The 23,024-nt window shown below is 64.8% G+C and carries 23 protein-coding genes and 1 pseudogene; 4 read left to right on the forward strand and 20 right to left on the reverse strand.

Annotated features, from left to right (window positions below; translation table 11 throughout):
* Window positions 1-70 precede the first annotated feature (70 nt).
* Window positions 71-1,063, reverse strand: a complete 993-nt coding sequence (locus EJ069_RS21870) for an arabinose ABC transporter substrate-binding protein (RefSeq protein WP_126063076.1) — start codon at window positions 1,061-1,063, stop codon at window positions 71-73.
* Window positions 1,064-1,334: 271 nt separating this feature from the next.
* Between EJ069_RS21870 and EJ069_RS21875 the strand changes: the two genes are divergently transcribed.
* Both EJ069_RS21875 and dgoD read left to right on the forward strand, forming a co-directional pair.
* Window positions 1,335-2,024: a FadR/GntR family transcriptional regulator gene (locus EJ069_RS21875; protein WP_126064836.1), complete on the forward strand. Its 690-nt coding sequence runs from the start codon at window positions 1,335-1,337 to the stop codon at window positions 2,022-2,024.
* A gap of 7 nt (window positions 2,025-2,031) precedes the next feature.
* Window positions 2,032-3,180 (forward strand): galactonate dehydratase, encoded by a 1,149-nt coding sequence (gene dgoD / locus EJ069_RS21880; RefSeq protein WP_126063077.1) that lies wholly within the window; start codon window positions 2,032-2,034, stop codon window positions 3,178-3,180.
* Window positions 3,181-3,208: 28 nt separating this feature from the next.
* Here the strand turns inward: dgoD and EJ069_RS21885 are convergent.
* The 11 genes and pseudogenes from EJ069_RS21885 to EJ069_RS21935 all read right to left on the reverse strand — a co-directional run bounded on the left by EJ069_RS21885 (window position 3,209) and on the right by EJ069_RS21935 (window position 13,278).
* Window positions 3,209-3,867, reverse strand: a pseudogene (locus EJ069_RS21885) (DUF2161 family putative PD-(D/E)XK-type phosphodiesterase).
* A 66-nt stretch (window positions 3,868-3,933) separates the two neighbouring features.
* A complete protein-coding gene (locus EJ069_RS21890) occupies window positions 3,934-5,211 on the reverse strand; it encodes an L-fuconate dehydratase (protein WP_126063078.1) in 1,278 nt (425 codons plus the stop codon).
* A 38-nt stretch (window positions 5,212-5,249) separates the two neighbouring features.
* Window positions 5,250-5,981 (reverse strand): SDR family oxidoreductase, encoded by a 732-nt coding sequence (locus EJ069_RS21895; protein WP_126063079.1) that lies wholly within the window; start codon window positions 5,979-5,981, stop codon window positions 5,250-5,252.
* Window positions 5,982-5,997: 16 nt separating this feature from the next.
* Complete coding sequence (locus EJ069_RS21900; protein WP_126063080.1) at window positions 5,998-6,444, reverse strand: MaoC/PaaZ C-terminal domain-containing protein; 447 nt, start codon at window positions 6,442-6,444, stop codon at window positions 5,998-6,000.
* Window positions 6,445-6,452: 8 nt separating this feature from the next.
* Window positions 6,453-7,526, reverse strand: a complete 1,074-nt coding sequence (locus tag EJ069_RS21905) for a Gfo/Idh/MocA family oxidoreductase (RefSeq protein WP_126063081.1) — start codon at window positions 7,524-7,526, stop codon at window positions 6,453-6,455.
* Window positions 7,519-7,848, reverse strand: a complete 330-nt coding sequence (locus EJ069_RS21910; protein WP_126063082.1) for an L-rhamnose mutarotase — start codon at window positions 7,846-7,848, stop codon at window positions 7,519-7,521. Before EJ069_RS21910 ends, EJ069_RS21905 begins: the two co-directional genes overlap by 8 nt.
* A 10-nt stretch (window positions 7,849-7,858) precedes the next feature.
* Window positions 7,859-8,971: a mandelate racemase/muconate lactonizing enzyme family protein gene (locus EJ069_RS21915; RefSeq protein ID WP_126063083.1), complete on the reverse strand. Its 1,113-nt coding sequence runs from the start codon at window positions 8,969-8,971 to the stop codon at window positions 7,859-7,861.
* 2 nt (window positions 8,972-8,973) lie between these two features.
* Window positions 8,974-10,071: a sn-glycerol-3-phosphate ABC transporter ATP-binding protein UgpC gene (ugpC, locus tag EJ069_RS21920; RefSeq protein WP_126063084.1), complete on the reverse strand. Its 1,098-nt coding sequence runs from the start codon at window positions 10,069-10,071 to the stop codon at window positions 8,974-8,976.
* Window positions 10,072-10,076: 5 nt separating this feature from the next.
* Window positions 10,077-10,943, reverse strand: a complete 867-nt coding sequence (locus EJ069_RS21925) for a carbohydrate ABC transporter permease (protein ID WP_126063085.1) — start codon at window positions 10,941-10,943, stop codon at window positions 10,077-10,079.
* 2 nt (window positions 10,944-10,945) lie between these two features.
* On the reverse strand, window positions 10,946-11,842 hold the full coding sequence (locus tag EJ069_RS21930; RefSeq protein ID WP_126063086.1) for a sugar ABC transporter permease: 897 nt from the start codon (window positions 11,840-11,842) through the stop codon (window positions 10,946-10,948).
* A gap of 119 nt (window positions 11,843-11,961) precedes the next feature.
* A complete protein-coding gene (locus EJ069_RS21935) occupies window positions 11,962-13,278 on the reverse strand; it encodes a sugar ABC transporter substrate-binding protein (RefSeq protein WP_126063087.1) in 1,317 nt (438 codons plus the stop codon).
* A gap of 167 nt (window positions 13,279-13,445) precedes the next feature.
* Between EJ069_RS21935 and EJ069_RS21940 the strand changes: the two genes are divergently transcribed.
* Together EJ069_RS21940 and EJ069_RS21945 are read left to right on the forward strand one after the other, a co-directional pair.
* Window positions 13,446-14,234, forward strand: coding sequence for an IclR family transcriptional regulator (locus EJ069_RS21940; RefSeq protein WP_082056393.1), 789 nt, complete (start codon window positions 13,446-13,448; stop codon window positions 14,232-14,234).
* 64 nt (window positions 14,235-14,298) lie between these two features.
* Window positions 14,299-15,138 (forward strand): amidohydrolase, encoded by an 840-nt coding sequence (locus EJ069_RS21945; RefSeq protein ID WP_126063088.1) that lies wholly within the window; start codon window positions 14,299-14,301, stop codon window positions 15,136-15,138.
* A 356-nt stretch (window positions 15,139-15,494) separates the two neighbouring features.
* Here EJ069_RS21945 and EJ069_RS21950 read toward each other — a convergent pair whose 3' ends face one another.
* Genes EJ069_RS21950 through EJ069_RS21985 form a run of 8 tightly spaced genes read right to left on the reverse strand, consistent with a single transcriptional unit; the run spans window position 15,495 to window position 23,000 of the window.
* A complete protein-coding gene (locus tag EJ069_RS21950; RefSeq protein ID WP_189475922.1) occupies window positions 15,495-16,460 on the reverse strand; it encodes an ABC transporter permease in 966 nt (321 codons plus the stop codon).
* Between the two features lie 5 nt (window positions 16,461-16,465).
* Window positions 16,466-17,407: an ABC transporter permease gene (locus EJ069_RS21955; RefSeq protein WP_126063090.1), complete on the reverse strand. Its 942-nt coding sequence runs from the start codon at window positions 17,405-17,407 to the stop codon at window positions 16,466-16,468.
* Entirely contained in the window at window positions 17,404-18,141 is a 738-nt protein-coding gene (locus tag EJ069_RS21960) for an ATP-binding cassette domain-containing protein (RefSeq protein WP_126063091.1), read from the reverse strand. Before EJ069_RS21960 ends, EJ069_RS21955 begins: the two co-directional genes overlap by 4 nt.
* Window positions 18,134-18,871, reverse strand: coding sequence for an ATP-binding cassette domain-containing protein (locus EJ069_RS21965; protein ID WP_126063092.1), 738 nt, complete (start codon window positions 18,869-18,871; stop codon window positions 18,134-18,136). The genes EJ069_RS21960 and EJ069_RS21965 overlap by 8 nt, the downstream gene beginning before the upstream one ends.
* Before the next feature lie 55 nt (window positions 18,872-18,926).
* Window positions 18,927-20,111 carry a substrate-binding domain-containing protein gene (locus EJ069_RS21970; RefSeq protein WP_126063093.1) on the reverse strand — a complete coding sequence of 395 codons (1,185 nt, stop codon included), beginning with the start codon at window positions 20,109-20,111 and terminating at the stop codon, window positions 18,927-18,929.
* A 25-nt stretch (window positions 20,112-20,136) separates the two neighbouring features.
* Window positions 20,137-21,264, reverse strand: a complete 1,128-nt coding sequence (locus EJ069_RS21975) for an extracellular solute-binding protein (protein ID WP_189476540.1) — start codon at window positions 21,262-21,264, stop codon at window positions 20,137-20,139.
* A gap of 20 nt (window positions 21,265-21,284) precedes the next feature.
* On the reverse strand, window positions 21,285-22,445 hold the full coding sequence (locus tag EJ069_RS21980; RefSeq protein WP_126063095.1) for a CaiB/BaiF CoA-transferase family protein: 1,161 nt from the start codon (window positions 22,443-22,445) through the stop codon (window positions 21,285-21,287).
* A 3-nt stretch (window positions 22,446-22,448) separates the two neighbouring features.
* The gene (locus tag EJ069_RS21985) at window positions 22,449-23,000 is read right to left on the reverse strand and encodes a MaoC family dehydratase (RefSeq protein WP_126063096.1); all 552 of its coding nucleotides are present in this window, start codon (window positions 22,998-23,000) and stop codon (window positions 22,449-22,451) included.
* Window positions 23,001-23,024: the final 24 nt, after the last annotated feature.

The raw sequence follows: 23,024 nt of genomic DNA on the forward strand, positions 1-23,024 counted from the left end.
GGCCTCGATCCTTCTTGAGCATGCCAAACGGGCGGCGGCATCAAGCCCCCGCCCGTTTGTACAGGGAGGACTATTCGATGCCGAGGTCCTTGCGCACCTTCTGGTAGTCGTCGCGCTTGGCCAGCGCGCCGGCAGTCAGCGTCAGCTTAGCCGGCTCCTTGTTGTTGGCGATCCAGTCATACATGTCGAGCGCCGTCTCGTAGCCGTGGCGCTTGGGCGAGATGATCACCGTGCCGACGAAACCGGTGGCGGCGGGCTTCTTGAACTCGTTGATCGCCGATTCCGCGCCGCCGATGCCGACGCCGATCATGCCGTCGGCCGGAATGCCGACGCTTTCGGACGCGCGCACGGCGCCCAGAACCGCCTCGTCATTGAGGCCGAAGGCGATCCACTTCTTGATGTCGGCATGGGCGTTTAGCACAACCGTCGCGGCGTTGAGCGCGGCTTCGGTATCGGTCTTGGCCTGCGGCGCGTCGAAGATGTTTTCCGCCTTGAAGCCGGCTGCCTTCAGCACTGAGATCGCGCCCTCGACGCGGTCCACGGCGGTCGGCAGTTGGTCGTAGGAAACGCGAATCGCGCCGACCTCGTCCATCTTCCAGCCGCGCGCCTTCATCTCGTCGACGATGGCCTGGCCAACCGCCTCGCCGATCTTGGTGGCGGAGATGCCCATATGCGGCACGTCTTCCAGCGGCTTGCCGTCGGCGCCGACGAGGCGGTCGTCCACCGTCATCAGCTTGAGATTGTTGGCGGCGGCCTTGGCGACGATACCCGGGCCGAGCTTGACGTCCGGCGTGCAGACGACGAAACCCTGCGCTCCTTGAGCTCCCAGATTGTCGATCGCCGACATCAGCTTCTCGCCGTCCTCGGCGCCGATCTTGACGAGGGTGAAACCCTTCTCCTTGGCAGCCTGGTCGGCGAACTTCCATTCGTCCTGGAACCAGGGTTCCTCGGGCTGTTTGACGATGAAGCCGATCTTGGTGTCCTGAGCGTAGGCCGACGCGATCGTGGTGACCGACAAGACGGCAAGAGCACTCGCGACGAGCGCGGTTTTCAAAAGTCGCATGATTACCTCCCAGCAAACGGCCGGGCGCTCAGCCCGGATTGATCGTGTGTAGTCAATTTTATCATACCCGTCAATTGATCTGGTATGATAAATGAGATAGATAGTCCGACAAGTAGTCGCTGGCGCAAATCACTCGCATCCGCTAAGGCCGGACCAATTGCGCGTAAACCGAAGGGTTCGCTGCCTTGGAGGAGGGGCTGAGGTGAACGAAACACCGAAGAAGGCTGACGAGGACAAACAAGAGCGCGAGACGGCGCGTCGCCCGCGCGTCATGCCCGACGTGACCAAGGCGATCGCCGCCGACATCTTCTCCGGCCGCTATCCGGCGGGATCGTCGCTGCCGACCGAGAACGATCTCGGCATCGAATATGGCGTCAGCCGCACCGTGATCCGTGAAGCCCTGAAAGTGCTGGCGGCCAAAGGCCTGGTGCTGTCCCGGCCGCGCATCGGCACGGTGGTCTGCGACCAGGACAACTGGAACATCATCGATCCGCAGGTGCTGGCCTGGCATGCGCCGCATGCGCTGGATGATAAGCTGTTCGACGCGATCCTCGAGACCCGCCGCGCCATCGAGCCGCTGGTCGCGGAACTCGCGGCGACACGCGCGACGCTGCAGGAGATCGCCGACCTCGAAGCGGCCTGGCAAGGCATGGCCGGCGCCGGCGAGGATCTGACGCAATTCTCGCGCTCGGACATCGTCTTCCACCAGATCGTCTATGGCGCCAGCCACAACCCGATCTTTCGCCAGATCGGCAAGCTGATCGACACCGCGCTGCTGTTTTCGCTGGAAGCCACCGCAACGATCTCGCCGGTCAGGCGCAAGGAAGCGGCGGCGGCGCATGGCGAGGTCGTCGAGGCGCTGCGCATGCGCGACGCCGTCGCCGCGCGCAATGCGGCCAACAAGATACTCGATCTCGCCGCACGCGACCTCGTCAGCGCCAAGAAACTGAAGAACAACTGAGACCGGCATGAAGATCACCGCTCTGACCACCTATATCGTTCCGCCGCGCTGGCTGTTCCTCAAGGTGGAGACCGATGCCGGCATCAGCGGCTGGGGCGAGCCTGTGGTCGAAGGCAAGGCGCTAACGGTCGAAGCGGCGGTCAAGGAACTGGCCGACTATCTGATCGGCAAGGACCCGCGTCTGATCGAGGATCATTGGACCGTCATGCATCGCGGCGGCTTTTATCGCGGCGGGCCGATCCTGATGAGCGCCATCGCCGGCATCGACCAGGCGCTGTGGGACATCAAGGGCAAGGCGCTCGGTGTCCCGGTGCACGAGCTGCTCGGCGGCAAGCTGCGCGAGACGATCAAGGTCTATTCCTGGATCGGCGGCGACCGGCCGGCGGAAGTCGCCGCCGGCGCCAGGGACGTGGTGGCGCGCGGCTTCCAGGCGCTCAAGATGAACGGCACCGAGGAACTGCAGATCGTCGACAGCCACGACAGGATCGACGCCGCGGTCGAACGCGTCGCCATGGTGCGCGAGGCCGTCGGCCCCAATATCGGCATCGCGGTCGATTTCCACGGCCGCGTGCACCGGCCGATGGCGCGCATCCTGGTCAAGGAACTGGAGCCGTACCGGCTGATGTTCATCGAGGAACCGGTGCTGAGCGAAAACCGCGAGGCGCTGAAGGAGATCGCCGCGCTCGGCTCGACGCCGATCGCGCTCGGCGAGCGGCTCTACAGCCGCTGGGACTTCAAGCCGGTGTTCGAGGAGGCTGTCGTCGACATCATTCAGCCGGATCTCTCCCATGCCGGCGGCATCACCGAATGCCGCAAGATCGCGGCGATGGCGGAAGCCTATGACGTGGCGGTGGCGCCGCATTGTCCGCTGGGGCCCATCGCGCTGGCCGCCTGCCTGCAGCTCGACGCCGTGAGCTACAATTGCTTCATCCAGGAGCAGAGCCTTGGCATCCACTACAATGCCGGCAACGACCTGCTCGACTATGCCGCCAACAAGGACGTGTTCCGCTACGAAGATGGTTATGTCGCGATCCCCGACGGACCCGGTTTGGGCGTCGAGATCGACGAGGATCATGTGAAGGAGCGTGCCAGGGAAGGGCATCGCTGGCGCAACCCGGTCTGGCGCCACAAGGACGGTTCGTTTGCCGAATGGTAAGCCGGCGAGTTTTTCGCCACGCGATGGTTTATAGGGCCACTGCCGCGGGTGCGATCGCCGCGGGGCCGGCTTCCGTCAGCGCGTAGATGCCGCGCTCGGCGCGGGCGAACCAGCCATAGTAATTGTGCTGCAGGATGCTCGCGGCGCGCGGCGAAAGCGTCTTCAGGTCGCGCGGCCGTTTCGGGCCGTCGGCCATCGCGGCGGCGCAGGCCAGCGCCTCCTGCCGGTAGGCGGTCATGATCGGCTTCTTGCGCGTGCTGCCGCCGACGGACGGATCGCCCTTGCGGCGGTGATGTTCCTCGACCAAGCGCGAGCGCCGGCGCGGGTCGCGTCGCGGCGGCAGGCGGCGGGACTGAGCAGCAGCTCCACCTCGCCCTTCTTCCCGACGCCCAGCAGGCCGAAGCCGAGGCGGCGGCAAAGCGCGCGAAAGCGTCGGTCGTGCTCCCGGCCCTTGCCGCGCGCCGACATCAAGGCGGCGAGCCACACCTCGTCACAGGCCGCCGCGCGGTCGACGGCTTGCAGGACGAGCTCGAGGTTGAATTGCAGCTTGAGCTCGCAGATGACGACGACCGGCGGCTCGCCGGCGCGCACGCCGACCACGTCGCAGCCGCCGACCTCGCCCTTGACGGCGAAATCCATGCTCTCGAGAAACCGCTTCACCGGCTCGTAGAGGGAGGTTTCCTGCATGCCACAGGCATAGCCGATTCGCGGCTGGTCGGCCCAGCGGCACCATCGCGATCACGGGCACCGATGTCAGGCGCGGTGCAGGTAATCCTCGATCGACTTCGCCTTCATCTCGATCGAGAAGCCGGGCGACTGGGGCGGCATATAGGCGGCATCGCGGATCACGCAGGGCTCGATGAAATGCTCGTGCAAATGATCGACATATTCGATGACGCGCCCGTCCTTGCTGCCTGACACGGCGACATAGTCGATCATCGACAGATGCTGGACATATTCGCACAAGCCGACGCCGCCGGCATGCGGCCAGACCGGCAGGCCGAACTTGGCGGCGATCAGCAGCACCGCCAGCACTTCGTTCAGCCCGCCCATGCGGCAGGAATCGATCTGCACCACATCGATCGCGCCGCCGGCGATGAACTGCTTGAACATGATGCGGTTTTGGCACATCTCGCCGGTCGCGACCTTGATCGGCGCGACAGCCTTGCGGATCTTGGCGTGGCCAGCGACATCGTCGGGACTGGTCGGCTCCTCGATGAAGAAGGGCTTGGCGAAGGCAAGGTCCTTCAGCCAATCGATCGCCTGGTCGACCTCCCAGACCTGGTTGGCGTCGATCATCAGATAGCGGTCCGGGCCGATGACTTCGCGGGCGATCCGCAAGCGGCGGATGTCGTCGGCGCGGTCGCGGCCGACCTTCAGCTTGATGTGGTTGAAGCCATCGTCGACCGCTTCCTGGCAGAGACGCCTGAGCTTGTCGTCGGGATAGCCGAGCCAGCCGGCCGAGGTGGTGTAGCAGGCATAGCCCTCGCGCTCGAGCGTGGCGATGCGCTCAGCCTTGCCGGCCTCGGCCTTCCTCAGGATTGCCAGTGCTTCAGCGGGCGTGATGGCGTCGGTGAGATAGCGGAAGTCGACGATGCGCAGGATTTCTTCCGGGCTCATCTCGGCGACGAGCCGCCAGACCGGCTTGCCGGCTTCCTTGGCCCAGAGATCCCACACCGCGTTGACCACCGCGCCGACTGCGAGATGCATGGCGCCCTTGTCCGGCCCGATCCAGCGCAACTGGCTGTCGCCGGTCACGTGATGCCAGAAACGGCCGGGGTCCTCTTTCACCCAGTCAAGATCGAGCCCGACGACGAGATGGCGCAGCGCCTCGATCGCCGCGCAGCAGATCTCGTTGCCGCGGCCGATGGTGAAGGTGAGGCCATGGCCCTTCAGCGACGGGACATCGGTGTCGAGGATGACATAGGCGGCCGAGTAGTCAGGATCCGGGTTCATCGCGTCGGAGCCATCGAGGCTTTGCGACGTCGGGAAGCGCAGGTCGAAGGTTCTGAGGTCCGTGATTTTCGTCATTGCTGCCTCGTGCTCGTCATTGGACCGCCGTAACGGCCTCAGATCGACCAGCCGCCGTCGATGTTGTAGGCCTGTCCCGTCGTATAAGTGGCGCCGGCGAGATAGACGGCTAGGTCGGCGATCTCTTCCGGCGTGCCGATCCTGCCCATCGGCTGGCGGGCGATGAAGGCCGCGCGCGCCGCTTCATAGTCGCCCTGCGCCTGCATGCGGCCCTGAAGCGAGGGGCTTTCGACCGTGCCCGGGCAGATGGCGTTGCAGCGTATGCCCTTGGCGACATAGTCGGCCGCGATCGACTTGGTGAGACCGATGACGGCCGCCTTGGTCACGCCATAGGCAAAACGGTTCGGCACGCCCTTCGGGGCGCCGGCGACCGAGGCCATGTTGATGATCGAGCCGTCGCCGCGCTCCAGCATGCCGGGCAGCACGGCGCGGATCGTGCGGATCATGGCGCGCACATTGAGGTTGAAGGCGAAGTCGAGGTCCTCGTCCTTCATCTCCAGGATCGAGCCGGCATGGACGAAGCCGGCGCAGTTGAACAGCACGTCGACGTGGCCGATCTCGGCAAAGGCGGCTTTCACCGCCTCGTCGTTCAGCACATCGAGCTTGCGCGTCGCAATGCCGGGCGTCTTGGCGAGCTCGGCCAGGGCCGTCTCGTTGATGTCGGTGGCATGGACGATGGCGCCGGCCTTGGCAAATGCCAGCGCGCTTGCCCGCCCGATGCCTTGCGCGGCCGCCGTGACGACCACGACCTTGCCTGTGATGTCAGTCATTCTTTATCTCCGTCCTTCAGCCGGGCCGTCGCTCGACGATGTAGATGTGGTCCGCGGCCAGCACGACCTCGTCGCGCTGGTTCAAAACCTCGACGCGTTCGATGACGCGTCCGGCGTTTGGCCGTTTCGGGTCGTCTTCCTTGGCCGCGATGGTGGTGCGCGTGCGGATCGTGTCGCCGATGAAGACCGGCTTGATGAAGCGCAGCCGGTCGTAGCCGTAGGAGAAGGCGACCGGGTTGATGACGCTCGCCGTCAGGCCGACGCCGACCGAGAAGACCAGCGTGCCATGCGCGATGCGCTGGCCGAAAGGCGTCGTCTTCATGAACTCGGCGTCCATGTGATGCGGGAAGAAATCGCCAGTGTGGCCGGCATGCACGACGAAGTCGGTCTCGGTGATGGTGCGGCCGCTGGTAACGCGCGACGAGCCGATCTCGTAATCCTCGAAATAGGTGGTCTGTTCCATGTCTGGCCTTACGGCTTCGCGGCCAGCGGCGTCGCCGGCGCGGCGCTCGATCTATAGGCTGCCTCGACCAGCGCCATGGTGTGCCAGGCATCCTCGACGGAGCTGACAAGCTCGGCGTCCTCGCCGGACGCGAAGCGCTGGACATTGGCCATGCGGGCGACAAAGGCATCGGGGAACCATTCGCCGGCAAGCGGGACGGTGACCCACTCCGACCCACCCTTGGGATGGATTTCCAGAATATCCGGCTCGCCGCGCGGATAGTCGAGATTGAGGCCGAGCTTGACATAGGCCGCACCCTCGGTGCCGCAGATGCGGAACTCGCAGGCCTGGTAGCGGCGGCCGAATTTGTGGTCGTGGTTGATCGACAGCCCGCAGCGCACCGTGTCGCCATAATCGAGGATGGCGCTGGTGCGGGTCTGCGCGACCTTGTGGTTGGGATGGCCGAGCGTCTTGGCGTGCACGCCCTGCGGATTGCCGAGAAGCTGGCGGATCAGGTCGAGATAGTGGATCGAATGCATGGCGATCTCGACGCGCGGCGCCTTGAGCAGGAATTCCCAGAGCTGCCACGGCGTGTCGAGCGCCAGGAGCGCGTCGAAATCGACGACCTCGCCCAGCCAACCCTTGGCGATCGCGTCCTTCAGCGCCAGCATCATCGGCGCGAAGCGCAGCTGGAAGTTGACGGCGGCCTTCAGCTGCTTGGCGCGGCAGATTTCGAGGATCTCGGTCGCCTCGCCGAGATAGTTGCCCATCGGCTTCTGGATCAGCGCCACGGCGCCGTCCGGCAGAGCCTTCAGCACCTCGGCGTGCCGGCCGGGCGGCGTGGCGAGGTCGAAGACCGCGTCTTTCACCGCCGCGGCCTCCTCGACCGAACGGAACGCCGTCACGCCCCATGTCTCGGCGAGTTTCTGCGCCTTCGCCTGGTCCGGATCGTAAAGACCGGCAACTGGAAACCCGCCCTTGCGGTATGCGGGAAAATGCGCATCGCCGACGATCGAGCCGGCGCCGAAGGTGACGATCGGGCGCGGCTTCGACGGCTTCGGCCAGGACTGCGACAGCGATGCCGGATCGAAGGCCTCAGTCATGATGGAAGACCTCGTCCATCGACGCCCACCACTCGCCTTCCTTTCGGGTTTCGAGCGGCTCCTGGCAGGGCATGCATACCGACCACCATTCCTGCGTCTTCGGGTCGGCCGCCATCTTGGCCATGTCGGCGGCGTAGTCTGTGCCGTGATATTCGAAATAGGAGAAAAGCAGGTTCTCCGGCCGCTTCAGGTAGATCGAATAGTTCTTGATGTTGCAGTCCGAGATCATGGTCAGCACGTCCGGCCAGACGGCGGCGTGAAGGCGGACATATTCCTCGACCTTCTCGGGTTTCAATCCGAGCACCATGCCCATGCGCTGCATATCTGCCTCCCTACTTCACGATCGCCGTGGTGAATTCGCCGATGCTTCTTGCCTTGACCGCGTCCCAGTCCCAGTCGATGCCGATGCCCGGCTCGCTGGGCGCCAGCGCATGGCCATCCTCGATGCGCATCTTGGCGCCCGTCAACTCATCGAGCTGCGGAATATACTCGACATATTTGCCGTTCTGGATGGCGCAGACCAGACTGACATGCAATTCCATCAGGAAATGCGGGCACACCGGCATGTCGAATGCCTCCGCGGCATGGGCGACTTTCAGCCAGGGCGTGATGCCGCCGATGCGGCCGATATCGACCTGAATGATATTGGCGCCGCCTTTCTGCATGTACTCGCGGAAATGCCTGATCGAATAGAGCGACTCGCCGACGGCGATCGGCGTCGCCGTCGAATTCGACAGCCGCACATGGCCGTCTATGTCGTCGGCCGGCAGCGGCTCCTCGATCCAGGCGAGATCGAGGTCACGCAGCCGCTCGGCGCGGCGGATCGCCTCATCGACGGAAAAACCCTGGTTGCAGTCGGTCATGATCTCGTAGCCGTCGCCGACCGCCTTGCGCACCGCCGACAGCCGCGAAAAATCCTCCGAGCCATGCGGCTTGCCGATCTTGACCTTCGAGCCGGTAAAACCCTTGGCCTTCGCTTCCAGCGCGTCGTCGACCAAAGTCTGCGTCTCGATATGCAGCCAGCCGCCTTCCGTGGTGTAGAGCGGGCAGCGGTCCTTGGCGCCGCCGGCGAGCTTCCAGAGCGGCAGGTTCTGTTTTCTCGCGCGCAGATCCCAAAGGGCGGTGTCGATGGCGGCAAGCGCGATCGCGGTGATGGCGCCGATGGTGGTGGCGTGGGTGGTGAATTCGAGATCGTGCCAGATCGCCTCGATCTGGTCGGCGTCGCGGCCGATCAGGCGCGGCGCGAGATGGTCGGCCAGAAGCCGCATCACCGACGAGCCGCCGGTGCCGATCGTGTAGCTGTAGCCGGTGCCGGTCGCGCCGTCGGAATCGGTGATGGTGACGATCGGCGTCTCCTGGCTGACGAAACTCTGGATGGCGTCCGTGCGCTTCACCTTCGGCACGAGGTCGACCATACGCAGTTCGATCTTCTCGATTTTCGCCATGCTCAGCTCCTAAGCGACTTGCCGGTTTCGGCGGAAAACAGATGCGCGCGGCTCAGGTCGAAGCTCATGCCGATCCTGTCGCCGGCTTTCAGCGGCTTGGGATTGAGCATGCGCGAGACCCAGTCGGCGCCGTTGAACTCGGCGAAGACGAGTGTTTCGTTGCCGAGCGGCTCGGTGATGCTGACCGGCAGATCCACGCGGTGGACTTCGGTTTCGCCGCCCGAGCTCAGGCCGTGGCCGGTGGGATAGAAATCGTCCGGGCGGATGCCGAACACTACCTTGTCGCCGGCCGCTGTCTTCGATTTGAACTGTCCGGGCAGCGGCAGGCTGTCGCCGCCGCTGAAGACCAGCCGCCCGTCGCTGACGGTCGCCTCGTGCAAATTCATCGGCGGCGAGCCGATGAAGCCGGCGACGAAACGGGTGGCGGGACGGCTGAACACCTCGTCCGGCGTGCCGACTTGCTCGATATGGCCGGAGCGCATGATGACGATGCGGTCGGCAAGCGTCATCGCCTCGACCTGGTCATGGGTGACGTAAATCACCGTCGACTTCACCTTGGCATGCAGCTTCTTGATCTCGGTGCGCATCTGCGTGCGCAGCTTGGCGTCGAGGTTGGAGAGCGGCTCATCGAACAGGAAGACATCCGGATCGCGCACGATGGCGCGGCCCATGGCGACGCGCTGGCGCTGACCGCCGGAGAGCTGCGAAGGCCTACGGTCAAGCAGTTCGTCCAGGCCGAGGATGGTGGAGGCTTCCGCCACACGGCGGTCCATGTCGTCCTTGGCGGCGCCCGCGATCTTCAGCGAGAAGCCGAGATTCTCGCGCACCGTCATATGCGGGTAGAGTGCGTAGGACTGGAAGACCATCGAGATGTTGCGCGAGCGCGGCGGCAAGTCGTTGACCACGCGGCCGCCGATGTCGATGTTGCCGCCGCTGATGTCCTCGAGGCCTGCGATCATGCGCAAGGTCGTCGATTTGCCACAGCCCGACGGGCCGACCAGCGCGATGAACTCGCGGTCGGCGATGTCGAGATCGATGCCATGCACGATCTCCATGTTGCAGTAACGCTTGGTGAGCTTTTTCAGCGAAACCGTTGCCATGAAGTTCAACCTTTCACCGCGCCGGAGGTGAGGCCGCCGACGAGGTGTTTCTGGACGATGTAGGTGAGGGTCAGCGCCGGGATGATCATCACCACGGCCAGCGCGCACATGCCGCGCCAGTCGATGGTGAACTCGGCCGTGTAGTCGAGCAGCCCGACGGGCAGCGTCTTGGAGTTGACGGAACGGGTCAGCTGCGAGGCCAGCGCGAATTCATTCCAGCAGGTGAGGAAAGCGAAGATGGCGGCCGAGGCGATGCCGGGACGCGCCAGCGGGAATTCGACCTGCCAGAAGGCCTGCCAGCGCGTGCAGCCGTCGATCTGGGCTGCTTCGGCGAGGTCCTTCGGCACCTGGCGGAAAAAACCGTCGATCAGCCAGATGGTGAAGGGGATGTTCAGCGCCACATAAGCGAGGATCATGCCGAAATGCGTGTCGATGATGCCGAGCCGCGCATAGACGAAGAAGAGCGGCAGCGACATGGCGATGCCGGGCACGGTACGGGTCAGCATCAGGCCGAGGAACATGCCCGACTTGCCGCGGAAGCGATAGCGCGCGAAGGCGTAGCCGCCGGCCATGCCGATGGCGACCGCGATCACCGTCGAGGTGACCGAGATGATCAGCGAGTTGCGGAAATAGTCGAGCACCGGAATGCCGCCTTTGCCGATGCCGCTGAACATCGCGACATAGGCATCGAAGGACAGCTCTTGCGGGATCCAGACCGGCGGCTTGGCCATGATCTCGACCGTGGGCCTGAGCGACGACAGCACGATCCAGATGCCCGGCAGGCAGATCAGCAGCATGGCTAGGAAGAGGCCGACGCGATGCGCGACGGTCAGCGCGCGGCGGATCAGGCGGGCGGAGGCGTTCTCGTCCATCGTCACCACTCCGCGCCGATCTGCGCGCGCGCCGCGGCGAGCTTGTTGTAGAAATAGACGGTGAAGGCGATCGACAGCAGGATCGAGAAATAGGCCATGGCGTTGGCCAGCCCCATGCGCGCGTCGCTGTAGGCGGTGCGCCCGACCAGCGTCCACAACAGCTCGGTGCGACCGGCCGGGCCGCCATCGGTCATGATCTTGACGATGTCATAGGCGCGCGCGACATCGAGCGAGCGGATCGTCATGGCGATATAGGCGAAGGGCATGACGAAGGGCCAGGTCACATAGCGGAAGGTCTGCCAGGGCGTGCAGCCGTCGACGCGGGCCGCCTCGATCGGTTCCTTGGGCATGGCGAGCAGACCGGCCAGGATCAGGATGGCGAAGATCGAGGTCGATGACCAGACTTCCGCAATGGTGATGGCGGTGAAGGCGAGGTGGCTTTCGATCAGCCACGGAATGGCGTCCCGGGTGATGCCCAGCGACTGCAGCGCGTTGTTCACCAGGCCGATATTGTCGTTGAACATGAATTTGAACTGGAAGCCGACCAGGATCGGCGAGAACATCATCGGGAACATCATCAGCGTGCGCAGGATGCGCTGGCCGCGCGTCGCCTTCTCGACCAGCATGGCCAGGCCGAGGCCGAGCAGCATTTCGAGGTTGAGCGCGATGGTGAGCAACAGAACGGTGCGGCCGAAGGCCCACCAGAAGTCCGGATTGCTCAGGATCGAGACATAGTTCCTGAAGCCGATCAGCACGAAGAAGGTCTCGGGCCGAGTCAGGCGGAAGGGCGTGAAGCTGGAATAGAGCGACAAAAGCAGCGGCACGAGCACAACGGCCGCCAGCACGACGAAAGCCGGCAGCAGCAGAAGAATCGGCGCGGATGGCTTCAAGCCCTTCATCGGGATCCTGTCAGCGAGGTGATGTGATCCAGCCCCGGCCGAAACCGAGGATGGCCATTTTGCGAGGCTACGCGGCCGCCTCCCCGGTTTGCGGGGAGGCGGCTGCGAGATGCGGCTGCCTAGAGCTTGCCCGCGTCCTGGAGGATTTGCGTTGCCTTGGCGGCAGCGTCGTCGAGCGCCTGCTTCGACGTCTTGTCGCCGAGGATGGCGGCCTGCAGCTCGGGATAGACGGCGTTGGATATCTCGATCCATTCCGGCGTCTGCGGCACCGCGAAAGCGTTCTTGGCGGCTTCCTGGAAAGCCTGCAGCACTTCGGTCTTGTACGGATCGGACTTCGCCTGCTCGAGATCCCATTCCCAAACCTTGGTTCGGGTGGGCAGCGGGCCGGCCGCGGCTTCCAGCTTCTGGCTGTCCTCATTGGTCAGCCACCAGACCAGCGAAGCGGCGGCTTCCTTGTTGGCGCAGTTCTCGGTCACCGAGAAGCCATGCGCGCCGGACCAGCCGGAACGCTTGCCGGACGAGCCCTTGGGCTGGACCTTGACACCGACATTGCCGGCGACCTTGGACGATTTGGGGTCATTGAAGAAACCGGCCCAGCCCGGCCAGTCGAGGTTGATCGCCACGGTGCCCGAAGCAAAACCCTGTCCGAGATCGTCCCACAGATAGTTGGTGGTGCCGGCCGGAACCGCCTTGGCCTTGTAGAGGTTGACGAACCAGTCGAGCGCCTTGACGCCGGCCTCGGAGTTGAACGCCGGCTTGCCGTCCTTGTCGAGATATTCGCCGCCATCGGCGACCACCATCTCGTAGAAGCGGCCGTTGATCGCCTCTTCCTTGCCGGCATATTGCGTGCCGTAGAAGTCAGGCGGGCTGGCGAAGAATTCGGCCTGCTGCGCCATCTCGTCGAACGTGTCCGGCGGAGCAAGCTCCTCGCCGTATTTGTCCTTGTAGGCCTTCTTCTTGGCTTCGTCCTGGTAGAGGCTCTTCTGATAGTAGAGCGCCGAGACGTCGAACTGGGCGCGCGGCAGCATCACCAGCTTGCCGTCCAGCGTGCCAGCGGCGATGTTGGCCGGCACGAAGGCGTCGATCTCTTCCTTCGGCAGCAGCTTGGCGAGATCGGTGTAGATGCCCGGATATTGCGGCGCGAACGAGGTGTGGTTGGAGCCGACGCACCAGGTGATCGAGTTGGAGGCAATGTCCGACTTGATCTCCTTGTCGAGGTCGAAGTGGTTCTTCTTCGACAGGATGTTGACCTTGGCGCCGGTCAGCTTCTCCCATTCGGGAATGCGCTCGTAGAGCTTCTCATATTGCTGGCCGCCAATCAGCTTCGCGTCGATCGTCACGCCCGGAAACTTACCGGGCAGATCGGCTGAAAACGCCGTGCCGCTCAGCAGCAAGCCGGCCAGGCCGGCGGAAACGCCTAGAAGCAGTCTCGTCATGTTCTCTCCTCCCACGAGCTCGCGGCGACGGCCGGCCGGATGCGCAGCCGATCGCTGAAGCTTCATTCATATGCAAATAGCATTTTCATTGCCGGGTCAAGACGAATGTGCTTTCAGCGGAACGAACTTCATGCATATATGCAGATCGAAATTCACTGGAGGGGCAGGTGGCCGACGAAGAAGACGGGGACCGCTACCGCGCGCCGGCGCTGGACAAGGGGCTGGACATCCTCGAGCTGCTGGCGAGCGTGGACGGCGGCCTGACCCAGGCGGAGATCGCCAAGCGGCTCGACCGCAGCCCGAACGAGTTCTACCGCATGCTCGACCGCCTGGTGCGGCGCGGCTATGTCACCAAGATCGACGGCGATCGCTATTCGTTGACGCTCAAGCTTTTCGGGCTGGCGCAATTGCACGCGCCGGTGCGGCGGCTGGTTTCCTACGCGACGCCGATCATGCGCGATTTGGCCGAAACCTCATGGCAGGCCAACCAATTGGTGGTGTTCGACCGCGGCGCCGCCGTGGTTATCGCCCAGCAGGAAGCGCCGCGCTACTGGGGCATCTCGATCCGGGTCGGCTCGCATATCAGCCTGTTCGACACCGGCTCCGGCCATGTGCTGCTTGCCTTCCGCTCGCCGGAAGAGCGCAAGATGATGATCGCCGAGCATCTGCAGAGCACCGAACAACTCAATTTGACACCCGAGTTCTTCGCCCGCCTCGACCAGGTGCGCGACCGCGGCTACGAGATGATGGCATCGCTGCAGACCGCCGGCGTCTACAATCTCTCGACGCCGGTGCTCGGACCCGACGGCAGAGCCATCGCGGCGCTGACCATCCCCTATATCACCCTCGTCAACGCCCCTACGGCGCCGGACATCACGCTGACGATCCGGCATTTGCAGGACGCCGCCGCTAGGCTGTCGCAGCTTGCGGGTTCGGATGTGCCACAATCGTCGTAATTTCTTATTTGAATAATGGATTTTTTGGCGGGATATTGTTCGCACTACGGGAGGAGACGCCGCCATGATCATCGACACGCATCTGCACCTCATCGACCAGGCCGCGCTGCGCTACCCGTGGCTGACCGGCGTGCCGGCGCTGAACCGCGATTTCTCCTATGAGGAATACGCCACCGATGCGTTGCGTTCCGGCATCGAGGGCGTGCTGCATATGGAGGTCGATGTCGACCCCGCCGACATCGCCGCCGAGACCGATTACGTGAAGTCGGTCGCAGGCCGGGCCGGGAGCCTGCTTCGCGGAGCGATCGCCTCCTGCCGGCCCGAGGAGGCCGGTTTCGAAGCCTATCTGGAGACGGTCAAGGCAGACCCGTTCATCAAGGGTTTCCGCCGCGTGCTGCATGTCGTGCCCGACAATGTCTCGGAAGGGGCGCTGTTTCGACAGAACATCAAGCGGCTGGCCGGCACGGGCCTGACCTTCGACCTTGTGGTGCTGCCGCATCAGATCCCGAAGGCGGTGGCACTTGCCGATCTCGCGCCCGACGTCCAGTTCGTCCTCGACCATTGCGGCGTGCCCGACATCAAGGGCAATGCGGAACACCCGTGGCGCGAGCATATGGAAGCGATCGCCAGGCGCCCCAACGTCACGGCCAAGATCTCCGGCGTCGTCGCCTATGCCGATCCGGCGACCTGGACGGTCGATACGCTCCGGCCCTATGTCGAGCACACGATAGGCTCGTTCGGCTGGGACCGGGTGATCTGGGGCAGCGACTGGCCGGTCTGCACGCTGGGCGGCGGGCTGACCACCTGGATCGCCGCCACACACGCGCTGCTGGCCGGCGCGAGCGAGTCGGAGCGGACGCGCCTGCTTTCGGGCAATGCGCGCCGGCTGTGGCGGCTTGGCTAGGCTAGTGCGGTTCGCCGTTTCCCGGAAACGGCGAACCGCACTATTTCCGTTCATTTGCGTGAAATCAGCGCAAACGCCGGGGATTGGTTGAAGCCGCTCCAACCTCGTCATTCTATGGCGGAGCAAGGAGCGAAGCGACGCGGCGCAGACCATAGAATCCATTCCGTGACTTTGACGCGCCGCCACGGTGCAGAATTTTGCTCCGTTGCATGCCTTGGCGAAGGTAACGGCATGGATTCCAGGGTCTTCGCGACGGAGCTTCGCTCCTGCTCCGCCCTGGAATGACGATCGCGATGGGCGTTTCGGCCAATCTCCAACCGGCCAAAATCCCTGTGCAGTGCTATTAGCAGCTGCACCTAGATCGTCGTCCGCACGTGGCGCTCGCGGCCGTAGAACGAGACCAGAAGCAGGATGACCAGGCCAAGCGCGGCCTGCACCGTCGATGGGCGGAAGCCGAGGCCGATCAGCAGCGTGTTGATTTCAGTCAGCACCAGGACGCCGGCAATGGTGCCGAGATAGCTGCCGCGGCCGCCGACAAGTGCTGCGCCGCCGACCACGACTGCGACGATCGTCTGGAACAGATAGGGTTGGCCGACGTCGCCATAGGCTGAGCCGGTGAAGCCGAGCAAAAGCACGCCGGCGACAGCCGCAAAGAAGGCGCTCGCGGCATAGGTGACGATCCACATGCGCAGCGGGTCGATCAGCGCCAGGGGCGCGGCCTCCGGGTTGCTGCCGACCGCATAGAGCCGGCGCCCATAGGCCGTACGGGCGAGCACCAGCACGATCAGCGCCGTCAGCGCCACGAGGCAAGGCACCAGCAAGGGCACAGGCAAGGGCCCGACCGAGCCGCCGATCGAGACGAAGCTGGACACGGCTTCCGGTGCCGAGCCGGAGGGGAAGCCGCCGGTCCACAACAGCACTGCGCCCTGGACAACCATGCCGATGCCTAGCGTGACGATGAGCGGATGAATGTTGAGCCCGCGCGAGATCAGCCCGTTCAGCACGCCGATCGCTATCGCAAGAACACCGACGAGACCGCAGACCAGGGCGAAGTTCCAGCCCTGGCCGTAAAGCTGCGCCGCCACGACATTGGCGAAGCCGATGACGAAGGGGATGGAAAGATCGATGCCGCCCAGGATGACGACCAGCGTCTGGCCGATCGAAGCGACCGCCAGCAGCGAGGCGATGACCAGCAGCGCGCGGATGGCGAAGGGCGCCGAATAGCCGGGAATGAGCAGCGAGCCGACGAACTGCAGCAGCAGCGCCATCGCGAAGGCGCCGACGATGCGGGTGTTGGTGGACTGGAACCAGTTGCTTGTCATCCCGATCAGCCTTTCCGCCTCGACAGCCGTTCCTGCACCGCCGTCAGCACCACGGCGATAACGAGGATCAGGCCATAGGCGATCTGCAGCACATAGGTTGAAACGTTGAAAGTGGTGAGCAGGCTCTGCAGCAGGAAGATATCGATGGCGCCGATCGCGGCGCCGCCGAGCCCGCCGCGCCCGCCGGCAAGGCTGACGCCGCCGAGCGCCACCGCGGCAATCGCGATCAGCGTGTAGGTCGGGCCGATGTTGGGGTCGGCCGAGCCGATCAGCGAGGTGAGCATCAGCCCGGCGGCGGCGGCAAAGAGCCCGGTCAGGACATAGGCGATGAGGCGCACCCTGGTCACCGGCACGCCGGCGGTATAGGCGGCGCGGTCGTCGCTACCAACGGCCATCAGCAGGTCGTAATAGGGCGTGCGACGGATGACCAGCCAGCACAGGGCGATCAGCGCCAACGGCACGATCGAGAGCGGTCCCGCCATGGCCTTCAGCCAGTCCGGCGCCGGACCGATCGGCGCCGGCAGGATGGTGAGCGTGACGCCGGTGAGGATCAGATAGGTGCCGAGCGTCGCCACGATCGGCTGGATGCGAACGATCGTCGCAAGCACGCCGTTCGCGGCGCCAACTGTCGCCCCGACCAACAGCGCTGCCGGAACGACGATCCATGGCGAAGAGATGCCGAGGTTGAGGAACAGGACCTGGATGACCAGGGCGTTGACGAAGCCCATCAGCGGGCCGACGGAGATGTCGATGCCGCCGCGTCCCGCCAGGATGACCGGCGCCGAGGCGACGGCCGCGCCGATCAGGGGAGCGGCCAGCCCGAGCAGCGTGCCCCAGGACGAAGGCTGAAAGCGCGCCGGATTGAGCGCGACGTTGAGGACCAGCAGGACGACGAGCATCACCACCGCAAAGCCGACGCCGCGCAGCTTGCGAAGGACCGGGCTCATGCGGCGCGTCCGAACATGGCAGCGATCACCGCGTCTGTGGTCATCTCCGTACCTGAGAACTCGGCAGAGACGCGCTGCTCGCGGAACACCAGCACGCGGTGGCAGAGCAGCAGTATCTCTTCGATCTCGCTGGACAGGATCACCAAGGCCATGCCCTCGGCGGCAAGGCCGCGGAAGACGTCGTAGAGCACGTGCCGCGTCGCCACGTCGACACCACGCGTTGGGTCGTTGAGCAGAAGGAAGTTCGGCTCCAGCGCAAGGGCGCGGGCGAGAAGCACCTTCTGCTGGTTGCCGCCGGACAGCGTGGTTATGGCCGCATCGGGACGCGACGCCACGATGCCAAGCCTTTGCCTGTACGTCTCGTAGCGACGGAGACGCGCCGCGAAGCTCAAGAGGCCGAAGCGGCGGTCGTTCGACACGGTCGAAATGGCGAAATTGTCGAGCACCGACTGGGTCGGGAAAATGCCGGTCGAGCGGCGATCGCGCGGCAGATAGGCAATGCCGCCGGCGACGGCCTTGCGAAAGCTGGTGATCGAGCCAGCCTTGCCGTCGACGGCGATCTCGCCCGCGATCGGACGCTCGAGCCCAGCCAGCGCGCGCAAGAAACGTTCCTGGCCGTGACCGTCGAGCCCAGCAAGGCCGACGATCTCGCCCGGCGCGATGGTCTGGCTGATCGGATCGACACCGGGCGCGATGACCAGCCCCCGCACGTGAAGCGCCGTTGTCTCAGCCATGCGCCAGCTCCGCTGCCGTTTGCGGCGCCATCGCCGCCAGAAGCTCGGCCGGAGTGGATACGCCGCGCTCCTCGGTCTTCACGACACGGCCGGCGCGCAGGATGGATATGCGGTCGGACAAAGCCATCACCTCGTCCATGCGGTGCGTGATGAACAGGATCAGCGTGCCCGCCCCGGCCATGGCGCGCATCAGCGCGAAGACCGACTCGCGGTCGGCGAAATCGAGCGCCGCCGTCACCTCGTCGAGGATCAGGACACGCGGGTTGCGGATGACCGCCCGGGCGAGCACGACGAGTTGTCGCGCGGCAAGCGGCAGCTCGCCGCATGGCCGGTCGAGATCGATCGGAGTCACCGCGAAGCGGGCAAGCGCGGCCTGCGCCCGGGCTCGACGCTCGCCGCGCGGCACGCCTCGTCGCCACAGGCCGTCGAGGCCGAGAAGGATGTTGTCGGTAACCGAACGTTCAGGCCCGACCAGCACCTCTTGGAACACGGTGGCAAAGCCCGCGGCCTGGAAGGCGGCGGGCTGCGTGCCGGAAAACGCTTTGCCGTCGAGCAGGATCGCGCCGCCATCCGGCTGCACGATGCCGGACAGCAGCTTCACCAGCGTGCTCTTGCCCGAGCCGTTCTCGCCCAGGATCGTATGGATCGTGCCGGGACGGAAGGCGATCGATGCCCCGGCCAGCGCGACGGTTTCGCCATAGCGTTTGGAGACGCCTTGGACTTCGAGCATTTTTCTTTCCGAAATGGAGAAGCCGACCCTCAGTGGGTGTCGGCTTCGCGTGACATCACTTGGCGCAGGCGTCCGGCACCTTGGAATAATCCCAGCCCTTGGTCGGCGCCGGATTGGCGAAATAGGCGTCGAGCACATTTTCGGGCATCGGGTCGGTCGGCGGCACCGGGAAGACCGACACGGCATCCGGCGTCATGCAGTCCTTGTACCATTTGTCGAGCTCGGCGGCGTGCACCGGCGGGATCGGGATCAGCAGCGTGTTGAGCTTCGGCTTCTGGCCGTCGAGCATGCGCTCGCCGACACGGAACAAAGTCTGCGCCGTCCAGCCCGGCAGCACCGCATGGCCCTCGAAGCGGTACTTGTCGGGATTGGCTCTCCAGTAGCCGAGCGCATCGCCGGTGATCGAGCCGGTGATCAGCGGCGCCGGCCGGCCGGCTTCTGCAAAAGCTTCGGCGACGACGCGGCTTTCGCTGCCGGTCGTCCACACCGCGTCGATCGGCGCCGGATTGGTGGCAATCGCCTGCAGCACCACCGTCTTGGTGACGTTGGCCGTCCAGTTGCCGTTGACGGTGCGCGCGACCTTGAGCCCCTTGTTCTCGGACAGCGCCTTGTCGGCGCCCTGCTTCTCCTGGACCACGATCGGATGACCGGCGATGCCTTCGACCACCAGCACGCTGGCGTCGGGCTTCGCCTTGCCGATCGCCGTCATCATGTCGTAGCCCCAGCGGGCATAGTTGGAATCGACATTGAGGGCGTTGGGGCTGGTGATCGAACCCGCCGCCGTGATGAACGGAATGCCCGCCTTGGCCGCGGCATCCACGGCGTCGTCGAGCGCCGTCGCCGAGCCCGGGATCGAGGTGATGATCGAGCATTTCTTGTCGATGAAAGCGCGAATCTGGTTGATCTGCTGGCTTGGGTCGTTGTTCGAATCCGAGACCTCGAAGCTCGACACCGTGCCGGCGGCGATGAGGCCGTCGACCAGCCGCTTCAGCTCCTTGGTGACCGAGACGCGCCACGGATTGCCCTGGTAGCTCTCCGAATGGCACCACTTCCAGGGCTTCGCCGGCGACGTGAAATTATCCCAGGCCGAGGGCAGCACTTTCTGCGGCGCGCCGTCATATTGCGCCTTGAGGTCGGCGGGCAGGCCGTCGATCACCGACTTCACGTCGGCGGCATGGGCGGCGAACGGGATCGAGACTAAGGCGGTTGCGGCGAGCAGGCCGCGTATCAGGCTGGTCATTTTTTCCTCCCTTGGTGCAGTGAAACTAGCCGGCGGCGGCCGGCGCGAAACTCTCCCGGAACAGGCGATTGATGTCGGCGACGACGCGGCGGGCGTCCTGCCTGCCGGCAAGGCCTTCATTGATGCGGTCGGAGGCCTGCGGCTGGAACGCCATGTAGCCATCATGGCGCGGACGCACCCAGGCGCCTTCGAGCGTCGCGCGCGTGTTGCGATAGAAATTGCCGGTCGTGGCGTTGACGGCGTCATCCTCCCAGGCCGCGGCGTGACCTGGCTGGCCGCCGGCGGCGGCATAAGGCCCGCGCTGCACGTCGCCGCTGGCGATCCAGTAGGCGAAGTCGATCGCCGCCTCGCGCGTGGCGGAAAAGGCCGAGACGGCAATACCGGTGCCGCCGAGCGCGGAGCCGACCGGGCCGTTGCCGCCGACGACCGGCATGTCGGCAAAGGCGATGCGATGCGGCCGAAAACCCGCCGCCGCATAGGAAACATAGCCATAGATCAGCGGCGCGCAGGCGATGCGCGAGCTGGGCTCGGCCATTTTCTCGAAAACCGCGATCGGGTCCATCGTCAGGCATGCGGGATCGACAAGCGCCGCGATCTCGCTCAGCATCTCAAAGGCAGTTTCGCCGGTTTCGCCATCGACGAGGTCAAGCGAGCCGTCGATCGTGCAGGGCCGGCCGAGTTCGGCGGCCAAAGTGTAGAAGCACATCAGCGAATGCGGCGGCCTGAGCGGCAAGAGAACGCGGCCCTGCTCGGCAAGCGCCAGCACTTCGGTCCAGATCACGGGTGCTGCCTCGATCAAATCCGGCCGCCAGGCCTGCACCTGGGTGGCGGCATCGATCGGGAAAGCCCATTGCCGGCCCAGCCAGTTGTAGCTCGGGTAGGATTTGCCGACACTTCCCTCGGCGAGCGCTGCACGTTCCGCCTCGCGTCCGGCCACATCGAGCGGCGCCAGGCATTTCTCGGCGGTGATCTGACCGACATGCGGATGGTCGATGACGATCAGATCATAGGCGCGGGCGAGCTCTTCCACCGGAAAGGACTCGAAATCCTGCAGCGAGCGCTTCTCCCATTCGATTGAGACGCCGGTCTTTTCCTGCCACAGCGCCGAGCAAGCCACCATCGGGTCGTAGCCGCGCGGATGGCTCCAGGTCATGCCTTTCAGAAAAACACCGCTCACAGGCCGAACTCCGCGCGGATCTTCTCGCTGTGCTCGCCGATGCGCGGAGCGGCCCGATCCACCTTGGCGCGGGCGCCGTCGACGCGCAGCGGCGAACGCGTGGTGAGGATCGAGACATTGTCCTCCCGCGTCACGGTCTGCAGCATGTCGAGCGCCTTGAAGCCGTCGTTTTCCATCAGCTCCGGCCAGGTCAGCACCTTGGCGCACCAAATGTCGGCGGGCTCGAGAATGGCCAGCCACTCGTCGGTGGTTTTTTCGGCGATGCGCCTGGCGATGATGGCCTTGATCTCGTCGCGGGCGGTGAACCAGCTCGCGGGCTTGTCGCGGAACGGGTCGAGCTCGGGCAAGTCGAGCAGATCGGCAATCTTCCGGATCGGCGTCATGGCGATCGCCAGGTAACCGTCCTTGGCCGGATAGACGCCGTAAGGCGCCGAGAGATAGGCATGGGCGCTGCGAAAGGACGAGCGCTTCGGCAGGCGGCGGCCGTCATTGAGATGCGTGGTCAGCACCTCGAACTGGAAATCGACCAGCGCCTCGAGCAGGCTGGTCTCGACATGGCCGCCCTCCCCGCTGACGCCGCGCCGCACCAGTTTGGCAAGGATGCCTTGCGCGCAGGCCGCGCCCGCCAGCATGTCGGCGATCGCCAGCCCGAACGGCACCGGCCCCTGCTCCTCGTCGCCGTTCAGCCACATCACGCCGGAGCGCGCCTGTGCCAGCAGATCCTGCCCCGGGCGCTTCACCCAGGGGCCGTCCACGCCATAGCCGCTGATCGAGGCGTAGACGAGCCGCGGGTTGATCGTGCTGACATGCTCGTAATCGAGGCCGAGCCGCTCGATGACGCCTGGCCGAAAATTCTGGATCAGCACGTCGGCCTTGGCGATCAGGCCGCGCAGCGCGGCGAGATCGGCCTCGTTCTTGAGGTCGATGGCCAGGCTCTCCTTGCCGCGGTTGATGGCGTGGAAGATGGTGGAATCGCCGCCGATCTCGGTGTCGCTGAGATAGAGCCGGCGCGAGAGATCCCCGCCATCCGGCCGCTCGATCTTGATGACGCGCGCGCCGAGGTCGAGCAGGCGCAGCGAACAATAAGGCCCCGACAGGAACTGGCTCATGTCGACGACCACGAGGCCGGTCAGCGGAAGTTCAGCGTCAGCGGCCACGGTTCACTTCTCGGTCTTGCCGACGAAATCGGCCGGATTCTTGTATTTCACCGTCTGCAGATGCTCGCAGTAGAGCACGAGCTCTCCTTCACCCTTGAAGACTTCATAGCTGGCGCGGATCAGGCCCATGTCTTGATAGCGCGGCTTTTTGTCGAGGTTGGTGCGGATCGAATAGATGGTGTCGCCGATAAAGACCGGCTTGATGAAGCGGAGCTTGTCATAGCCATAGGAAAATGCATTGACGCAGTTGGTGGCGACGAGGCCGAGTCCGGCGGAAAAGACGAAGGCGCCGGCCACCAGGCGCTTGCCGAAAATGCCTTCCCGCTCGGCGAACATCTGGTCCTGCACGTAAGGGTGGATATCCAGCACCAGCGCATTGAACATATGGCTTTCGCCCTCGGCGATGGTGCGTCGGAGCGAGCGGATTTTGTGGCCGGGCTGCCAGTCCTCGTAGAACCAGTTTTCCGAATTCCAGACGGGGATGTCCGCATGCGCCTCAGGCATGTCGGCCGGATGCGTCGAGGCGACGCCGACGGTCGGCGAGAACGCGCTCATGCCGCGCTCCGGGAGCTTTCGGCG

It is taken from the genome of Mesorhizobium sp. M2A.F.Ca.ET.043.05.1.1 (assembly GCF_003952445.1).
Taxonomy (GTDB): Bacteria; Pseudomonadota; Alphaproteobacteria; order Rhizobiales; family Rhizobiaceae; genus Mesorhizobium.